This is a genomic window from Cellulomonas iranensis NBRC 101100 = JCM 18110, from assembly GCF_001552375.1.
GTDB lineage: Bacteria > Actinomycetota > Actinomycetes > Actinomycetales > Cellulomonadaceae > Cellulomonas > Cellulomonas iranensis.
Window position 1 is genome coordinate 1 of record NZ_BCRB01000018.1, and the last position, 16,835, is coordinate 16,835.

General features: G+C 74.8%; 19 protein-coding genes. 8 read left to right on the plus strand and 11 right to left on the minus strand.

Features of this window, described 5'->3' with window-relative positions; all coding sequences use genetic code 11:
- Positions 1-97 precede the first annotated feature (97 nt).
- From CS2_RS05580 to CS2_RS05590, 3 genes are all read right to left on the minus strand, one after another.
- Positions 98-703, minus strand: a complete 606-nt coding sequence (locus CS2_RS05580; protein ID WP_046527912.1) for a PadR family transcriptional regulator — start codon at positions 701-703, stop codon at positions 98-100.
- Positions 703-1,578, minus strand: a complete 876-nt coding sequence (locus CS2_RS05585; RefSeq protein WP_070319229.1) for a DUF4097 family beta strand repeat-containing protein — start codon at positions 1,576-1,578, stop codon at positions 703-705. The genes CS2_RS05580 and CS2_RS05585 overlap by 1 nt, the downstream gene beginning before the upstream one ends.
- A gap of 88 nt (positions 1,579-1,666) precedes the next feature.
- Complete coding sequence (locus CS2_RS05590; RefSeq protein ID WP_070319230.1) at positions 1,667-2,755, minus strand: type IV pilus twitching motility protein PilT; 1,089 nt, start codon at positions 2,753-2,755, stop codon at positions 1,667-1,669.
- Between the two features lie 129 nt (positions 2,756-2,884).
- Between CS2_RS05590 and CS2_RS19740 the strand changes: the two genes are divergently transcribed.
- Positions 2,885-2,959: a 50S ribosomal protein bL37 gene (locus CS2_RS19740; protein WP_099052597.1), complete on the plus strand. Its 75-nt coding sequence runs from the start codon at positions 2,885-2,887 to the stop codon at positions 2,957-2,959.
- 102 nt (positions 2,960-3,061) lie between these two features.
- Here CS2_RS19740 and rsrA read toward each other — a convergent pair whose 3' ends face one another.
- Positions 3,062-3,391: a mycothiol system anti-sigma-R factor gene (gene rsrA / locus CS2_RS05595; RefSeq protein WP_070319231.1), complete on the minus strand. Its 330-nt coding sequence runs from the start codon at positions 3,389-3,391 to the stop codon at positions 3,062-3,064.
- Positions 3,388-4,167 (minus strand): sigma-70 family RNA polymerase sigma factor, encoded by a 780-nt coding sequence (locus CS2_RS05600; RefSeq protein ID WP_070319232.1) that lies wholly within the window; start codon positions 4,165-4,167, stop codon positions 3,388-3,390. The genes rsrA and CS2_RS05600 overlap by 4 nt, the downstream gene beginning before the upstream one ends.
- 152 nt (positions 4,168-4,319) lie before the next feature.
- Here CS2_RS05600 and CS2_RS05605 point away from each other — a divergent pair, with 152 nt between their 5' ends.
- From CS2_RS05605 to CS2_RS05625, 5 genes are all read left to right on the plus strand, one after another.
- On the plus strand, positions 4,320-4,871 hold the full coding sequence (locus CS2_RS05605; RefSeq protein WP_070319233.1) for a DoxX family membrane protein: 552 nt from the start codon (positions 4,320-4,322) through the stop codon (positions 4,869-4,871).
- A 49-nt stretch (positions 4,872-4,920) separates the two neighbouring features.
- Positions 4,921-6,237: a 3-phosphoshikimate 1-carboxyvinyltransferase gene (gene aroA / locus CS2_RS05610; protein ID WP_070319234.1), complete on the plus strand. Its 1,317-nt coding sequence runs from the start codon at positions 4,921-4,923 to the stop codon at positions 6,235-6,237.
- Positions 6,237-7,310, plus strand: a complete 1,074-nt coding sequence (gene rsgA / locus CS2_RS05615) for a ribosome small subunit-dependent GTPase A (RefSeq protein WP_070319270.1) — start codon at positions 6,237-6,239, stop codon at positions 7,308-7,310. The genes aroA and rsgA overlap by 1 nt, the downstream gene beginning before the upstream one ends.
- A gap of 115 nt (positions 7,311-7,425) precedes the next feature.
- Entirely contained in the window at positions 7,426-8,205 is a 780-nt protein-coding gene (gene hisN / locus CS2_RS05620) for a histidinol-phosphatase (RefSeq protein ID WP_070319271.1), read from the plus strand.
- Positions 8,206-8,261: 56 nt separating this feature from the next.
- Entirely contained in the window at positions 8,262-9,014 is a 753-nt protein-coding gene (locus CS2_RS05625) for a class I SAM-dependent methyltransferase (RefSeq protein WP_070319235.1), read from the plus strand.
- A 346-nt stretch (positions 9,015-9,360) separates the two neighbouring features.
- On the opposite strand, the gene CS2_RS05630 is transcribed toward CS2_RS05625, so the two are convergent.
- Both CS2_RS05630 and gltX read right to left on the minus strand, forming a co-directional pair.
- A complete protein-coding gene (locus CS2_RS05630; RefSeq protein WP_070319236.1) occupies positions 9,361-10,116 on the minus strand; it encodes an HAD family hydrolase in 756 nt (251 codons plus the stop codon).
- Positions 10,113-11,624 (minus strand): glutamate--tRNA ligase, encoded by a 1,512-nt coding sequence (gene gltX, locus CS2_RS05635; protein ID WP_156442012.1) that lies wholly within the window; start codon positions 11,622-11,624, stop codon positions 10,113-10,115. The genes CS2_RS05630 and gltX overlap by 4 nt, the downstream gene beginning before the upstream one ends.
- Positions 11,625-11,710: 86 nt before the next feature.
- On the opposite strand from gltX, the gene CS2_RS05640 reads away from it, so the two are divergent.
- Positions 11,711-12,493, plus strand: a complete 783-nt coding sequence (locus CS2_RS05640) for a GTP pyrophosphokinase (protein WP_082739912.1) — start codon at positions 11,711-11,713, stop codon at positions 12,491-12,493.
- A 28-nt stretch (positions 12,494-12,521) separates the two neighbouring features.
- Here the strand turns inward: CS2_RS05640 and CS2_RS05645 are convergent, their stop codons facing one another.
- Positions 12,522-13,310, minus strand: coding sequence for a fumarylacetoacetate hydrolase family protein (locus CS2_RS05645; RefSeq protein WP_046527903.1), 789 nt, complete (start codon positions 13,308-13,310; stop codon positions 12,522-12,524).
- A 14-nt stretch (positions 13,311-13,324) separates the two neighbouring features.
- A complete protein-coding gene (locus CS2_RS05650; RefSeq protein WP_046527902.1) occupies positions 13,325-14,143 on the minus strand; it encodes a methyltransferase domain-containing protein in 819 nt (272 codons plus the stop codon).
- Positions 14,144-14,287: 144 nt separating this feature from the next.
- Between CS2_RS05650 and CS2_RS05655 the strand changes: the two genes are divergently transcribed.
- Positions 14,288-15,355, plus strand: a complete 1,068-nt coding sequence (locus CS2_RS05655; protein WP_070319237.1) for a heparan-alpha-glucosaminide N-acetyltransferase domain-containing protein — start codon at positions 14,288-14,290, stop codon at positions 15,353-15,355.
- A gap of 3 nt (positions 15,356-15,358) precedes the next feature.
- On the opposite strand, the gene CS2_RS05660 is transcribed toward CS2_RS05655, so the two are convergent.
- Both CS2_RS05660 and CS2_RS05665 read right to left on the minus strand, forming a co-directional pair.
- Positions 15,359-16,168, minus strand: a complete 810-nt coding sequence (locus CS2_RS05660) for an amino acid ABC transporter ATP-binding protein (protein ID WP_082739907.1) — start codon at positions 16,166-16,168, stop codon at positions 15,359-15,361.
- Complete coding sequence (locus CS2_RS05665; RefSeq protein WP_046527900.1) at positions 16,165-16,833, minus strand: amino acid ABC transporter permease; 669 nt, start codon at positions 16,831-16,833, stop codon at positions 16,165-16,167. Before CS2_RS05665 ends, CS2_RS05660 begins: the two co-directional genes overlap by 4 nt.
- Between the last annotated feature and the right edge of the window lie 2 nt (positions 16,834-16,835).

The following is a 16,835-nucleotide window of genomic DNA, read 5'->3' on the forward strand; positions in this document are numbered from 1 at the left end:
GCCCGCGCCTGGGCCGGCCGAGCGCACCGGCGGCGACGTCGCGCGTCGCCGCCGGTGCCGCCGCTGCCGTCGCCCTGACGGCGCGGTCCGGCGGGCCTCAGCGCAGCGTCGCGCGCATCGTGCGCAGCGCCGTGTCGAGCACGGTGCGCAACGTCTCGACGGTGAGCGCGTCCACCCCGCCCGCGGCGTCCGCGCGGCGCAGGTCCGCACGGACCTCGTCGCCGAACCGGCGGACCATCGCCTCCGCCTCGACGCGCCGTCCGTGCGACGCGGCGCGCTCACGGTCGGGCGCGCCGGGCTGCGGCACCGCCGCGTCCCGGGCGCGCTGGGCCGCCGACGCGAGGTCGGCGCGCAGCCCGCGCATGGCCGCACGGACGTCGTCGCGCACCTGCGTGGCGTGCTCCCGCACGGTCTCGGCGATCTCCGCCTCGAGGTGCGCGAGCTCGCCGCGCCGCTCGTCGAGCTCCGCGCGACCCGCGGCCGTCAGCGTGTACGTCGCCTTGCGCCCCTCGTCGGACCGCTCGACGAGCCCCTCCTCCTCGAGCCGCGCGAGCCGCGGGTAGACCGTGCCGGCGCTCGGGCGGTACGTGCCGCCGAACCGGTCCGTGAGGGCCGTGATGAGCTCGTAGCCGTGCCGCGGCCCGTCCTCGAGCAGCGCGAGCAGGTACAGGCGGAGCTGGCCGTGCGCGAAGACCTTCACCATCAGACGGCCTCGTCCTGCACCGGCGCGTCCTGGACCGGTGCGTCCTGGACCGGCGCGTCCTGCACCGGCCCGGCGCGCAGCACCGTGACGTGACCGGTGACGGTCGTGGCCGACAGGAACGTCCCGCCGTCGCCCGCGTCGACCTCGACCGTGCGCTGGCCGGGCGACGACCCCTTGTGCTCCTGCCCGTCCACGACGAGCCGGCCCGAGACCGACTGCGCGCGCGCCCGCAGCCCGGCGCCGGCCGGGATGCGCACCGTGAGGTCGCCCGAGACGGTCGTGACGGTGAGCGAGGACGTGCCGCTGCCGACGTCGAGCGAGACGGCGCCGGAGACCGAGTTGCCCTGCACGAGCGTGAGCTGACCCGACGCGGACAGCTCGCCCGAGACCGTGTTGAAGCGCAGGTCGCCGTCGAGGCCGCGCGCCACGACCTCACCCGAGACGCTGTGGGTCGAGAGCCGCCCGTGCAGGTCGTCGACGACGATCGAGCCCGAGACGGTCGACACCGAGGCGTCCTGCCGCAGCCCCGCGACGAGCCCGTCGGCGCTCACGGTGCCGACCTTGGCGAGCACGTCGCGCGGCACGGCGACGTGCACGTCCGCGCGGTCCTTGTCCTGGAAGTTGCGGAACTTCTCGACGAAGCCCTCCCAGCCGCCGAGCGTGAAGCTGTACCCGATGCGCAGCTCGCCGTCGGACAGCGTGACCTCGAGCGGCCGGCCGTCCACGCGGTGCACCTCGAGGCGCGCACCGCGCGCGTCGGGGTCGTCGTGCGCGACCACGTCGACGCGCCCGCCGACCAGCCCCACGCGCAGCGCGCGCAGGTCCTCGACCTCGATCACCTGCGGGCCGGCGACGACCCAGGACTCCGTCGACATGGTTCCTCCAACGCGATATGTCGTGTGCAAGCGACACGCTATATCGCGTTCTGGGTGCCGGCAACCCCCTGCCGCGGCACGCGTCCCGTCAGGCGACGACGCCGGCGGCGCGCAGCTCGACCGTCAGGTCGTGCGGGTTCGACGCCACCGACAGCGCCTCCTCGTACGTCACGACCACGTCGCGCACGAGCGCGAACAGGTGCTGGTCGAACGTCTGCATCTTGTAGAAGTCGCCGTCCTTGATGAGGTCGGTCAGCGGCGGGTTCTCCTGCGGCTCGACGATCGCCTCGGCCGTGCGGCCCGTGTTCACCATGACCTCGATGACCGCGCAGCGGCCCGCGCCGTCGGCGCGCCGCACGAGGCGCTGCGACACGATCCCGCGCAGCGTCTGCGCGAGCGCGATCCGCACCTGCTTCTGCTCGTGCGGCGGGAAGAAGTCGACGATGCGGTTCACGGACTCGGCCGCGTCGATCGTGTGCAGCGTCGAGAGCACGAGGTGCCCGGTCTCGGCCGCGGACAGCACCGCGCGCACGGTCTCGACGTCGCGCATCTCCCCCACGAGGATCACGTCCGGGTCCTGCCGCATCGCGGCGCGCAGCGCGACCGTGAAGTCGGCCGTGTCCTGCCGCACCTCGCGCTGCGACACGATCGCCTTCTTGTCGGAGTGCAGCACCTCGATCGGGTCCTCGATCGTGACGATGTTGACCTCGCGGTACGAGTTCACGAGGTCGACCATCGCCGCGAGCGTCGTCGTCTTGCCCGCACCCGTCGGCCCCGTCACGAGCACCAGCCCCCGGGGCTCCAGCGCGAGCTCCCCGACCACCTCCGGCAGGCCCAGCTCGCCCAGCGCCTGCGCACCGATCGCGACCCGCCGGAACACCAGCCCGAACGTGCCGCGCGCCTGGTAGGCGTTGACGCGGAAGCGCCCCACGCCCGACAGCGAGTACGCGAAATCCGCCTCCTTGGTGCGCCGGAACTCCTCCACGAGGTCGTCCGGCAGCACCTCCTCGAGCATGCGCTCGGTGTCGACCGGGCGCAGCTCCGCGGCCTGCAGCTTGCGCAGCCGGCCGTCCACCCGCACGCGCGGCGCCGAGCCGACCTTGCAGTGCAGGTCGGAGCCCCCGGTCGAGGCGAGGGCGTGCAGGAAGGGGACGACGGACTGGGGCTGCTGGCTCACCCGGGGGATATCGGGAGCGCGGCTCCCGCACTTGAGCGGCGCGCGGCGCGCGCGGTGTGTGGGACCATGGTGCGACATCCCCGGCGCGTGCCCCCGTAGGCGCGCGCCGCGACCCGAGGAGAAGCAGCGATGAGCAAGCGTGGCCGCAAGCGTCGCTCCCGCAAGGGGAACGCCGCCAACCACGGCAAGCGTCCCAACGCCTGAGCGTTCGACGCCGTGACGTCACGAGGGCCCCGGAGCATCGGCTCCGGGGCCCTCGTGCGTCCCGCCCGGCGGCCGCGGGCCGCCACGGTCACGGGTCGGTGGTCAGGAGTCCTGACCGGTCGCGGCGCGCAGCCGCAGCACCGTGATCTGCTCGCGGATGCGCACGCGCAGCTCCGCGGGCGCCTCCTCCTGGCAGCAGCGCCTCACGAGCTGCTTCATGACGAGCTCGACCTGCTCCTCCTCGAAGCAGTCGGAGCACTCGTGCAGGTGCGCCTCGACGCGGTCGCGGTCGAGCACGCCGAGCTCGGAGTCGACGTACTCCCACAGCCGGTCCACGGCCTCGTCGCACCCGCACGGCGAGCCGGGCGCCGCGCGGCGTAGGTCCGCACCCGGCCGGACGCCGTCCTCCGGGCCGTCGCCGACCGCGCTCATCGCGCACCGCCCGCGGTGAGCCCACGTCCGCGTGCGTAGTCCGACAGCAGGTCGCGCAGCTGCGCGCGGCCACGGTGCAGCCGGGACATCACCGTCCCGATCGGCGTCCCCATGATCTCGGCGATCTCCTTGTACGCGAAGCCCTCCACGTCCGCGAGGTACACCGCGATGCGGAAGTCCTCGGGGATCTGCTGCAGCGCGTCCTTGACGTCGGAGTCGGGCAGGTGGTCGAGCGCCTCGGCCTCGGCCGAGCGCAGCCCGCGCGACGTGTGCGACTCGGCGCGCGCGAGCTGCCAGTCCTCCACCTCCTCCGACCGCGACTGCTGCGGCTCGCGCTGCTTCTTGCGGTAGGAGTTGATGTACGTGTTGGTGAGGATGCGGTACAGCCACGCCTTGAGGTTCGTGCCCGGGCGGTACTGGTGGAACGCGGCGAACGCCTTGGTGAAGGTCTCCTGGACCAGGTCCTCGGCGTCCGCGGGGTTGCGCGTCATGCGCAGCGCCGCGCCGTAGAGCTGGTCCAGGTGGACCAGCGCCTCCGCCTCGAACCGGTCGCTGCGGGCGGCGTCGTCCTCGCCGACCGGGGCACGCGTCGTGCCCTCGTCGTCGAGGCCCGCAGGGCTCTCAGGGTGCTCGCTCATCGCCCACGAGCCTAGTGCTCCGACCTGGACGTCACCTGAGGAGACGGTGAGACCCCACGGTGTGACGACCGGCACGGTCCCGCCCGTCGGGACGGCGGCGACCGCGGTGGCCTCGGGGGTGGCGACTGCACAGCTCATGCCACCCCCAACAGCGACGCGCGGCGTGCGCATTCCCGTGCGGCGTCGCACGGTGCGCACGGCGCACCGTGCGTGGGCGCGCCGCCTCCCGGGTCCGGCACTAGCGTGGGAGGCACCGCGCGTCCGCGGTGGAAGTCCCGGAGGAGGAGCCCGTGCTGCTGCGCCGCATCGCCCGACCCCTGTTCGCCTCGTGGTTCGTCAGCCAGGGGGTGGACGCGCTGCGGCACCCCGCGGCGCACGCGCAGGTCGTGCGCGACGGCGTCGACGGCCTGCGCGGACGCGTGCCCGCGTCCGCGCGGCGACGCGCCCCCGGCCCCCTCGGCCGCGCGCTGGCGGGCGAGATCTCCGACAAGGAGCTCGCGACGCTCGCGCAGGCGCACGGCGCCGCGATGGTCGTCGCGGGTGCGATGCTCGCGGTCGGGCGCGCACCGCGCGCCGCCGCGCTGGCGCTCGCCGGACTGACGCTGCCGGTCGTCGCGGTCAACCTGCCGGTGGGCCGCTCCGGCACGCTGACGAAGGACGAGCGCCGCGAGCGCTCCGAGCGGTTCGTGCGCGCGCTGTCGTTCACCGGGGGTGCGGTGCTCGCGGGCATCGACCTCGAGGGGCGCCCGGGCGTCGCGTGGCGCGTGCAGCACGCGCGCACCGACCGCGCGGCGCTGAAGGCGGCGCGCGCGGCCGAGGCCGCCCGGCACACGACCGACTGAGGGTGGACGCCGCAGGGCCGCGACACCGGTCGCCGCTAGCCTGAACGGCATGACGAGCCTGCACGCCGACCCGTGGTCCGCCCCCGTCGCCGACGGGCCGATCGACGCGACCGTCGCGGTGCCGGGCTCGAAGTCGCTGAGCAACCGCTACCTCGTGCTCGCGGCGCTCGCCGACGGCCCGAGCACGCTGCGCTCGCTGCTCGTGTCGCGGGACACGCGTCTCATGGCGGACGCGCTGCGTGCGCTCGGGGTCGGCGTCGAGCTCGGTGACGACGCCGTGCACGTGACGCCCGGGGAGCTGCGCGGGGCCGTCACCGTCGACTGCGGCCTCGCGGGCACCGTCATGCGCTTCCTGCCGCCCGTCGCGGCGCTCGCCGACGGCCCGGTCCGGTTCACGGGCGACGCCGAGGCGCTCGTCCGCCCCATGGGTCCGCTGCTGCGGGCCCTGCGCGCGCTCGACGTGCGCGTCGACGACGAGGGCGAGCCCGGCCACCTGCCGTTCACGGTGCACGGCCGCGGCACGGTCCGTGGCGGCAGCGTCGACGTCGACGCGTCGGGCTCGAGCCAGTTCGTCTCGGGTCTGCTGCTCGCCGCGGCACGGTTCGACCAGGGCCTGACGCTGCGCCACACCGGGCCGACGCTGCCGAGCCTGCCGCACATCGAGATGACGGTCGACGTGATGCGCGCCGCGGGCGTCGTCGTCGACGACTCGCGCCCGGAGATCTGGCACGTCGAGCCCGGCACGGTCGCGGGGCGCGACGTGCAGGTCGAGCCCGACCTGTCGAACGCCGCGCCGTTCCTGTGCGCCGCGATGGTCGCGGGGGGCTCGGTGCGCGTGCCGGGGTGGCCCGCGCGCACGACGCAGCCCGGCGGCCTGCTGCCCGGGATCCTCACGCGCATGGGCGCGTCCGCGACGCTCGACGGCGACGTGCTGACCGTCACCGGCACGGGCGAGGTGCGCGGCGTCGACCTCGACCTGCGCGCGGCCGGCGAGCTCGCACCCACGATCGCGGCGCTCGCGGCCCTCGCGGACTCCCCCACGCGCCTGCGCGGCATCGCGCACCTGCGGGGTCACGAGACCGACCGGCTCGCGGCCCTCGCGGCCGAGATCACGCGGCTGGGCGGGCAGGCCGAGCAGACGTCCGACGGCCTGGTGATCACGCCGCGGCCGCTGCACGGCGGCACGTGGCGCACGTACGCCGACCACCGCATGGCGACCGCGGGTGCGCTCGTGGGCCTGCGCGTGCCGGGCGTCGCGGTCGAGGACGTCGCCACGACCGCCAAGACGCTGCCCGGGTTCGTCGACCTGTGGGCGGGCATGCTCGCGGGCACGACGCCGGCTGGCGCGACGGGGCCGACGGCCTGATGGCGCAGCGGCGCTACGACGAGCGGGACGTGCGGATCCGTCCCGGCCGCGGCTCGCGCCCCCGCACCAAGCAGCGCCCCGAGCACGCCGACGCGTTGTCCGCGATGGTCGTCGCGGTCGACCGCGGGCGCTACACCGTGCTCGTCGACCCCGGCGGCCCGGACGAGACGCGCGTGCTGGCGATGAAGGCACGCGAGCTGGGCCGCGAGCGCGTGGTCCCGGGCGACCGCGTCGACGTCGTCGGCGACACGACCGGCGAGGACGGCACGCTCGCGCGCATCGTGCGGATCGGCGAGCGGCGCACGGTGCTGCGGCGCACGGCCGACGACACCGACCCGGTCGAGCGCGTGATCGTCGCCAACGCCGACCGGCTCGTCGTCGTCACCGCGCTGGCCGACCCGGAGCCGCGCACGCGCATGATCGACCGCTGCGTCGCCGCCGCGGACGACGCCGGCATGGAGGTGCTGCTCGCGCTCACCAAGGCCGACCTCGCGGACCCCGCCGAGCTCACGGCGCTGTACGCGCCGATCGGCGTCGAGGTGGTCGCGACGCGGCGCGTGACCGACCCCGTCACGGGCACGACGACGATCGAGGGCCTGGACGCGTTGCGCGACGCGCTGCGGGGCGAGATCTCCGTGCTGGTGGGGCACTCGGGCGTCGGCAAGTCGACGCTCGTGAACGCGCTCGTCCCCGACGCCCGGCGCGCGACGGGCGTCGTCAACGACGTCACCGGGCGCGGGCGCCACACCTCGACGTCGGCGGTCGCGCTCGAGGTCCCGGACGCGGGCGCGCCGACCTGGGTGATCGACACCCCGGGCGTGCGGTCGTTCGGGCTCGCGCACGTGGACCCCGCGCACCTGCTGCACGCGTTCGCGGACCTCGACGAGGTGGCGCGGGAGTGCCCGCGCGGCTGCACGCACCTGGGCGACGCGCCGGACTGCGCGCTCGACGAGTGGGTGGCCGACGCCGCCGACGACGCGACGCGTGCGGCGCGGGCCGCACGGCTGGACTCCTTCCGTCGCCTGCTGGTGAGCCGCCTGGGCACCGCGGACGCCGACGACACGCGTCCCTGACGGCGGCACGCGCCCGCGCGGGCGGACCCTCCCCCACGCGGACGGCGCGCTTGGGTAGGTTGACGCGCGGACCGGCCGCGCCGTGACCGGCCCGGGGACCGACGAGGGAGCGACGATGGCGTACGACGACGACCTGCGGCTCGCGCACGTGATCGCCGACCAGGTCGACGCGCTGACGATGTCGCGGTTCAAGGCCATGGACCTGCAGGTCGAGACGAAGCCGGACCTCACCCCGGTCTCCGACGCCGACCGCGCCGCCGAGGACCTCATCCGCGCGCAGCTGTCCCGCGCGCGTCCGCGCGACGCGGTGCACGGCGAGGAACGGCACGACACGGGCCACGGCCCGCGCCGGTGGGTGGTCGACCCGATCGACGGGACCAAGAACTTCGTGCGCGGCGTGCCGGTGTGGGCGACGCTGCTGGCCCTCATGGACGGCGACGAGGTCGTCGTCGGCGTGGTGTCCGCCCCGGCGCTGGGACGGCGCTGGTGGGCCGCGCAGGGCACGGGCGCCTGGACGGGGCGGTCGCTCGCGGCGGCCACGCGCCTGCACGTGTCGAAGGTCGCGTCGCTCGAGGACGCGTCGTTCTCGTACTCGAGCCTCACCGGCTGGGAGGAGCACGGCCGCCTCCCGCAGTTCATGGACCTGCAGCGGCGCGTGTGGCGCACGCGCGCGTACGGCGACTTCTGGTCGTACGTGCTGGTCGCCGAGGGCGCGGTCGACGTCGCCGCGGAGCCCGAGCTCGAGCTGTACGACATGGCCGCGCTCGTGCCGGTCGTCACCGAGGCGGGCGGGCGGTTCACGTCGCTGCGCGGCGTCGACGGCCCGCACGGCGGCGACGCGCTGGTGACCAACGGGCTGCTGCACGACGACGCGCTGGCGGCGCTCACGCCCTGATCCCGTCGGACCCGATCCGAGGAGACCCCGACACCGTCGACCCGCGAGGAGGCGCCGTGACCGGCAGCAGGGACGACCGCCACGCCGCGCACGCGGCGTCGTTCACGCACCACGCCGACGAGTACGCGGCGGTCCGCCCGGGCTACCCGCCCGCGGCCGTCGACCTGCTGGTTCCCGCCGGGGCCCGGGACGTGCTGGACCTCGCCGCGGGCACCGGCAAGCTCACGGCGGCGCTCGTGGAGCGGGGGCTGCGGGTGGTCGCGGTCGAGCCCGCGGCGGGCATGCGCGAGCAGCTCGCGGCCGCGCTGCCCGGCGTCGAGCTGCACGACGGCAGCGCCGAGGCGATCCCGCTGCCGGACGCGTCGGTCGACGTCGTGACCGTCGCGCAGGCGTGGCACTGGTTCGACGAGCCCGCCGCGGCCGCCGAGGTCGCGCGCGTGCTGCGCCCGGGCGGGACCCTCGGGATCGTGTGGAACGACCGCGACGAGGACGTGCCGTGGGTCGGCGCGTACGGTGCGCTGCTGCACGAGGCCGCGGGCCCGCAGCTCGCGCGCGACACGCACCCCGAGCCCGGCGACGCGTTCACGGACGTCCTGCGCACCGACGTGCGCTGGGACCACGTGCTGACGCCCGACGAGCTCGTGCGCCTCGCCGGCACGCGCTCGTACGCGATCGTGCTGCCGCCCGACGAGCGCGCGGCCCTGCTCGACCGCGTGCGCACGCTCGTGACGACGCACCCCGACCTGGCCGGCCGCCCCCGCGTCCCGGTCCCCTACGTGACCCGCGTCTACACGGCCCGCCGCCGCTGATCTCGACGCGAGGCGAGCGCACACGCGAACGACGACGACGTCCCGCGCCCGGCGCCCCGCCCTGAACCCGAACACGGCGACGACCAGTGCTCACCCCACGAGCCACCCGACCGACCACTGGTCACCTCGGACGCACGACCACCCGAACAGGCACTCCGAAGTGACCAGTGGTCACCCCACGAACCATCCGACCGACCACTGGTCACCTCGGACGCACGACCACCCGAACAGGCACTCCGAAGTGACCAGTGGTCGTCGGACGTGCCGACGAACCGACCAGTGGTCGCTCCCGGGCGCGACGAGGTGACCACTGGTCGGCGGGCAGGCAGTGGCCGTCGCGCCGACGTCAGCGGTGCGACGTCAGCCCGAGGACGGCCGGCAGCTCGGCGAGGTCGTGGATCACGTGGACGCCCGCGGCGGCGACGTCGGCCTCGGTGACCGGCACGCGGCGCGGTCCGGGCCGGTCGAGCCACACACCGACGAGCCCCGCGGCGCGCGCGGCGGTGGCGTCGACGTCGAGCTCGTCGCCCACGTACGCCGTGCGGGCCGGGTCGGTGCCCAGCCGCGCGCAGCCCTCGAGGAAGACGCGCGGGTCGGGCTTGCCGACGCCGAGCGTGTCGACGCCCACGAGCACCTCGATGCGGTCCGCCAGCCCGGCGCGCGTGAGCTTGTCGGTCTGGTAGCCGACGCGCGCGTTGGTCAGCGCGCCCACGCGCACACCGGCGGCCAGCAGCACGTCGAGCGCGGGGACGGCGTCGTCGTGCGCGGCCCAGCCGTCGGCGAACGCGGCGTCGAACACCGCGTCCCACGCGTCGTAGGCCGCGTCGTCGAGCACCGGGCCGCCCACGGCCGCGTGCAGCTCGTTGGCGCGCGTCATGCGCTGCTGCCGGAACGTCTGCTCGCCGCGCGTGTACGCGCGGTAGTGACCGCCCGGGTCGGCGCGCCACAGCGCGAGAGCGGCGTCGAGGTCGGCCCCCGGCGCGTACCGGTCGAGCACGGCCGCGAGCGCGCCGCGGAACGCGTCCCGCGTCGCGACGAGCGTGTCGTCGACGTCGAGCAGGACCCCGTCGATCCCCGACGCCCCCGCCGCCTCCCGCGTCACAGGCCCGCGCGCAGGCGCGCGAGCCGCGCGAGCGTCGCGTCCTTGCCGAGGATCTCCATCGACTCGAACAGCGGCGGCGACACGCGACGTCCGGTGAGGGCGACGCGCAGCGGCGTGTAGGCGAACCGCGCCTTGATGCCGAGCCCGCCCTCCTCGGCCGGGGCCACGAGCGCGGCGGCCAGCGCGGTCTGCGTGGCCTCGGTGGTGAACCCGTCGGCGGGCAGGTCGCCCAGCACGCGCGCGGCGGCGTCGAGCACGTCGGCGGCCTCGGGGCGCAGCGCGGCGCGCGCGTCCTCGACGACCTCGACCGCGTCGTCCGCGACGAACAGGAAGCCGAGCATGCCGACGGCCTCGCCCAGCAGCGTCATGCGCTCCTGCACGAGCGGCGCGCCCGCGTCGAGCAGCGCGCGGTGCTCGGGTGCGAGGTCCGTGTACGAGTCCGCGGGGACCAGGCCGGCGGCGTGCAGGTAGGGCACGAGCCGGTCGCGGAAGTCCTCGGGCGCGAGCAGGCGCACGTGCGCGGCGTTGATCGCCTCGGCCTTCTTGAGGTCGAACCGCGCCGGGTTCGGGTTGACGTCGGCGACGTCGAACTTCTCGACCATCTCGGCGACGGAGAAGATGTCGCGGTCGGGCGCGATGGACCAGCCGAGCAGCGCGAGGTAGTTGAGCAGGCCCTCGGGCGTGAAGCCGCGCTCGCGGTGCAGGAACAGGTTCGACTCGGGGTCCCGCTTCGAGAGCTTCTTGTTGCCCTCGCCCATGACGTACGGCAGGTGGCCGAACTGCGGCAGCACGCTCGCGACGCCCAGCTCGAGCAGCGCGCGGTACAGCACGACCTGGCGCGGGGTCGACGACAGCAGGTCCTCGCCGCGCAGCACGTGCGTGATGCCCATGAGCGCGTCGTCGACCGGGTTGACCAGCGTGTACAGCGGGTGCCCGTTGCCGCGCACGATCACGTAGTCCGGCACCGAGCCGGCCTTGAACGTCACGTCGCCGCGCACGAGGTCGGTGAACGTCACGTCCTCGTCAGGCATGCGCATCCGGATCACGGCCTCGCGGCCCTCGGCGCGGTACGCGGCCTTCTGCTCGTCGGTGAGGTCGCGGTCGAAGCCGTCGTACCCGAGCTTGGGGTCCCGGCCCGCGGCGCGGTGCCGGGCCTCGACCTCCTCGGGGGTCGAGAACGACTCGTACGCGTACCCGCCCTCGAGCAGGCGGCGCACGACGTCGCGGTACAGGTCGTACCGCTGCGACTGCCGGTACGGCTCGTGCGGGCCGCCGACCTCGACTCCCTCGTCCCAGTCCATGCCGAGCCAGCGCAGCGCGTCGAGCAGCTGCTCGTACGACTCCTGCGAGTCGCGCGCCGGGTCGGTGTCCTCGATGCGGAACACGAACGTGCCGCCCACGTGGCGGGCGTACGCCCAGTTGAACAGCGCCGTCCGGATGAGGCCGACGTGGGGCGTGCCGGTCGGGGACGGGCAGAAACGGACGCGCACGGGGGTGCTGGCGGGCACGGGACACCTCGGGTCTGGCGGCGGTGGGATCGACGTCAGCCTACCGATCGCGGAACGCGACGACGTGCACGGACGTTGGGCTGGGCATGGCACCGGGTACGACCTCCACGCAGCAGACCGACGCGACGCCGGGAGGTCTCGCCCGCACCGTGCGGGACCAGGTGGTGACCCACCTCGAGCCGGGCCTCGGCACCGGCGTCATCACGACCGTGCGTGACGCGCAGCGCGAGCTCGCCCGGTTCCGCATGGGCTACGAGTTCGGCATCGAGGAGATGCTCACCAAGATCCGGATCCTGCGCTCGGAGTTCCGCCAGACGCACGACCACAACCCGATCGAGCACGTGACGTCACGCCTGAAGTCGATCGACTCGATCCTGGAGAAGACGACGCGCTACGGCTGCGCGGCCGACCCGGAGACGATCCGCGAGCGCATCCTCGACATCGCGGGCATCCGCATCACGTGCAGCTTCGTGTCCGACGCGTACTGGGTCGCGGACATGCTCGCGTCGCAGCCCGACGTCGAGGTCGTGCGGCGCAAGGACTACATCGCGGAGCCGAAGCCCAACGGCTACCGGTCGCTGCACCTCATCGTGCGGATCCCGGTGTTCCTGTCGGACCGCACCGAGCACGTGCCCGTGGAGGTGCAGATCCGCACCATCGCGATGGACTTCTGGGCGAGCGTCGAGCACAAGCTGTCGTACAAGTACCACGGCGTGCTGCCCGAGGACCTGCGCACCGAGCTGCTCGACGCCGCGGTGACGGGCGCCGAGCTCGACGCGCGCATGGGGCGGCTGCGCGCCGAGGTCCGGGACCTGGGCGCGGAAGGCGCGACGGGCACCCCGCCGGGGACCGACACGCGTCCGGCCTGACCCCGGCGGGGCCGTCGGGTCGCCGCCGTCAGGGCGTGCGGCGCAGCACCGGGTTGCGCAGCACGCCGATCTCCTCGACCTCGACCTCGACGACGTCGCGGTGGTCGATGCGGCCGACGCCCGCGGGCGTGCCGGTGAGGATGACGTCGCCCGGCAGCAGCGTGAACACCTCGGACGCGTAGGACACGAGGTACGCGACGTCGAACACCATCTGCGACGTGCGGCCGTCCTGGCGCGTCTCGCCGTTGACGCGCGCGGTCACCGCGAGGTCGTCGACCTCGAGCCCCGGCACGACCCACGGGCCGAGCGGGCACGACGAGTCGAAGCCCTTGCCGCGCGTCCACTGCGCGTCGGAGCGCTGCACGTCGCGTGCCGTGACGTCGTTGGCGACCGTGTAGCCGAAGACGTGCTGCAGCGCGCGCTCCGGCGGGACGTCCTTGGTGACCTTGCCGATGACGACCGCGAGCTCGGCCTCGTGCTCGACGTGCTCGGTCCAGTCGGGCAGCACGATCGGGTCGTCGGGGCCGATCACCGACGTGTTCGGCTTGAGGAACAGCAGCGGCTGCGTCGGCACGTCGTTGCCGTGCTCGGCCGCGTGGTCGGCGTAGTTGCGCCCGACGCCGACGATCTTGGACCGCGGGATCACGGGGGCGAGCAGCCGCACGCCGTCGTCGTCGAGGCGGACCCGCTCGCCCGTGGGCTGCACGGGCGTGTAGATCGGGTCGCCCGTGATGACGACGAGCTCCTCACGGCCGGGCTCGCCCTCGACGAGCGCGTAGCGGGGGTCGGAACCGGTGGTGAACCTGGCGATGCGCACGGGCCCACCCTAGGTCAGACGCGCGCGAGCACCTCGCCGTGCGGCACCGCGAACCAGCCGTCGAGGGACTGGCCCCACTCGCGCCACGCGTCGGCGAGCAGCTCGAGGCCGACCTCGTCGGCGAGCTTGTGCGCCATGGCCTGCACCGCGAAGTTCGACGCGACGCAGCGGTCGGCCCACAGCCCGGCCCACCAGGCACGGTCCTCGGGCGTCGCGTAGCACCAGATGCCCGCGCCGGGCGCGATGCCGGCGGGGTCGAAGCCCGCGTCGCGCACCCACGACAGCAGGCGGCGGCCCGCGTCGGCCTCGGCGCCGTTCGCCTCGGTGACCTCGTGGTAGAGGGCCTGCCACTCGTCGAGCCCGTGGTGCTCGGGGTACCAGGTCATGGCCGCGTAGTCGGCGTCGCGCACGGCGACCACGCCGCCCGGGCGCGTGACGCGGCGCATCTCGCGCAGCGCGGCGACGGGGTCGGTGAGGTGCTGGAGCACCTGGTGCGCGTGCACGACGTCGAAGGAGTCGTCCGGGAAGTCGAGCGCGTACGCGTCGCCCACCTGGAACGTGACGTTGTCGGCGCCCGCCTCCTGCGCGTGCTCGACGGCCGCCTCGAGGACCTTCGCCGAGCGGTCGACGCCGATCACCTCGCCGGGCGCGACGCGCGACGCGAGGTCCACCGTGACGGTGCCCGGGCCGCAGCCCACGTCGAGCACGCGCTGGCCCGGGGCGAGCGCGGGCAGCAGGTAGCCGGCCGAGTTCTCGGCCGTGCGCCAGCGGTGGGAGCGCAGCACGCTCTCGTGGTGGCCGTGCGTGTAGACGTCGGGAGTGCGGGTGGTCACCAGGGCACTGTAGGCGCGCCTTCCGGGCGGTAACCACAACGCGGGACCGATCGACTCACATGCTGAGAACGCCTCACCCGGTCGTGGGCGCCGTCGACGGCGCCGCTCGCGGACGCCCCGGCACCGTCCGCATAGGCTGCGCGGGTGCGACGCATCGTGGGGGTGGACACCGCCAGGGGGCTCGCGGTGCTGGGCATGGTCACGGCGCACGTGGGCCCCGACGACGCGTGGCGCACGACGCCGCCGGGCGGCTGGTCGCAGCTCGCCGACGGGCGCCCGTCGGCGCTGTTCGTGCTGCTCGCGGGCGTCGGGCTCGCGCTGCTGTCCGGCGGCGACCGGCCCGTGGACGGCACGCGCCTGGTGCAGGCGCGGCTGCGGGTCCTGGTGCGCGCGGCGCTGCTCGTGGTGCTCGGCACGGTCCTCGTGCTGCTGGAGACGCCGGTGGTCGTGATCCTCGTCGTCTACGGCGCGCTGTTCGTGGCCGGGGCCGTGGTGCTGCGCTGGCCACGGTGGGCGCTCGTCGCGGCCGCGGTCGCCGTCGCGGTCGTCGGGCCGGTGCTGCGGCTGCTGCTCGTCCGGCACGTCACGATCGTCGACGAGCGTCCGCTCGACCTGCTGACGGTGCTGCTCGGCCACTACTACCCCGCCGTCGTGTGGGTCGCGTACGTGCTGGTCGGGCTCGCCGTGGGGCGCAGCGACCTGCGGTCGGCGCGCACGCACGCGTGGCTCGCGGCGTGGGGTACGGGCCTCGTCGTCGTCGGGCACGGCGGTGCGTGGGCGGCGCGCCTCGCGCTGGGTCGCGTCACCGAGCTCACGACCGCGGAGCCGCACGCGTCGACGTTCTTCGAGGTCGCGGGCAACACCGGCGTCGGGCTGCTCGTGCTCGCCGCGTGCCTCGCGGTCGGGCTGCGGTGGCCGCGCGCGCTCGCGCCGCTGAGCGCGACCGGGGCGCTCGCGCTCACGGCCTACACCGGCCAGCTGGTCGCGATCACGCTGCTGGGCGACGACGTGGTGTGGCAGCCCACGACGGCCGGGTGGTGCGCGTTCCTGCTGGTCACCGTCGGCGCGTGCTGGCTGTGGCACGCGACGCTGGGCCGCGGGCCGCTCGAGCGCCTGCTGCACGTCGTGTCGACCCGCGCGGCCGACGTCGCACCCGACGCGCTGCCGCCGCGCCGGGACACCGCCCCGGCCGCGGCCGACACGACGCCCTGAGGGTCAGAGCGGGTCGAGGATCCGCTGCAGGAACCGGCGCGTGCGCTCCTGGCGCGGGTCGCCCAGCACGTCGCCCGGCCGCCCCTCCTCCACGACGACCCCGCCGTCCATGAACATCACGTGGTCGGCGACCTGCCGCGCGAACCGGATCTCGTGCGTCACGACGACCATCGTCCAGCCCTCGGCCGCGAGGTCGCGCATGACCGACAGCACCTCGCCGACGGTCTCGGGGTCGAGCGCCGACGTCGGCTCGTCGAACAGCAGGAGGCGCGGACGCAGCGCGAGCGCGCGGGCGATCCCCACGCGCTGCTGCTGACCGCCCGACAGCTCGTGCGGGTAGGCGCCCGCCTTGTCGGCGAGCCCCACCTTCGCGAGCAGCGCGGTCGCCTCCGCCTCGGCCCGCGCGCGCGGTCGACGCTGGGCGTAGACCGGGCCCTCGGTGACGTTCTGCAGGGCGGTGCGGTGCGGGAACAGCTGGTGCGACTGGAACACCATGCCGGACGTCGCGCGCAGGCGGCGCAGCAGCGCGGGCGAGGGACGCGCGGCCATGTCGACCTCGACGTCGTCGACCCGGACCGTGCCGGCCTCGGGCACCTCGAGCGAGTTGAGGCAGCGCAGCAGCGTCGTCTTGCCGGACCCCGAGGGGCCGATGAGCACCGTCACGCTGCCGCGCGCCACCGTGAGGTCGATGCCGCGCAGCACGTGCAGGTCCCCGAACGACTTGGTGAGCCCCCGCACCTCGACCAGGGGGCGGGCGTCGCCCGTCGTACCGGTGCCGTCCGTCACGGCGTCCTCCTCCCTCGCGCGGCTCATCGGGCCACGAACCGGTCGAGCCGGCGCTCGAGGCGGGCCTGCGCGCTCGACAGCACCAGGCAGATGAGCCAGTAGATCACCGCGGCCAGCGAGTACAGCGCCATGAACTCGTACGTCGGCGCCGCGATCTCCTGCGCCTTGCGCAGCAGCTCGGTCACCATGATCGTCGAGGCCAGCGACGTGTCCTTGACCAGCGAGATGAACGTGTTGGACAGCGGCGGGACGGCCACGCGCACGGCCTGCGGCAGCACGACGCGCCGCAGCGTCAGCGTGTGGTCCAGGCCGATGGTCGCGGCCGCCTCCCACTGGCCCTTCGGCACCGAGAGGATCGCCGCGCGGATGATCTCGGCGGCGTACCCGCCGACGTTGAGCGAGAACGCGACGACCGCCGACGGGAACGGGTCGATGACGATGCCCAGCGACGGCAGCGCGTAGAAGATGAGGAACAGCTGCACGAGCAGCGGCGTGCCGCGGATCACCGACACGTACGCGCGCGCCAGGCCCGACACGACGCGCCGCCGCGACAGCCGCGCGAGCGCGACCAGCAGCGCCAGCACGAGGCCGAGCGCGAACGAGATCAGCGTGAGCGGGATCGTGCCGCGGACCGCACCCGACAGCAGCGGCCCGATCGACGACAGCACGAGGTCCCAGGTGTCCGAGGTCACCG

Coding starts and splice junctions, on each gene's coding strand:
- CS2_RS05580 (WP_046527912.1), bottom strand. CDS start 703: ATGGTGAAGGTCTTCGCGCACGGCCAGCTCCGCCTGTACCTGCTCGCG.
- aroA (WP_070319234.1), top strand. CDS start 4,921: ATGACGAGCCTGCACGCCGACCCGTGGTCCGCCCCCGTCGCCGACGGG.
- CS2_RS05660 (WP_082739907.1), bottom strand. CDS start 16,168: ATGAGCCGCGCGAGGGAGGAGGACGCCGTGACGGACGGCACCGGTACG.
- hisN (WP_070319271.1), top strand. CDS start 7,426: ATGGCGTACGACGACGACCTGCGGCTCGCGCACGTGATCGCCGACCAG.
- CS2_RS05640 (WP_082739912.1), top strand. CDS start 11,711: ATGGCACCGGGTACGACCTCCACGCAGCAGACCGACGCGACGCCGGGA.
- CS2_RS05585 (WP_070319229.1), bottom strand. CDS start 1,578: ATGTCGACGGAGTCCTGGGTCGTCGCCGGCCCGCAGGTGATCGAGGTC.
- rsrA (WP_070319231.1), bottom strand. CDS start 3,391: ATGAGCGCGGTCGGCGACGGCCCGGAGGACGGCGTCCGGCCGGGTGCG.
- rsgA (WP_070319270.1), top strand. CDS start 6,237: ATGGCGCAGCGGCGCTACGACGAGCGGGACGTGCGGATCCGTCCCGGC.
- CS2_RS05600 (WP_070319232.1), bottom strand. CDS start 4,167: ATGAGCTGTGCAGTCGCCACCCCCGAGGCCACCGCGGTCGCCGCCGTC.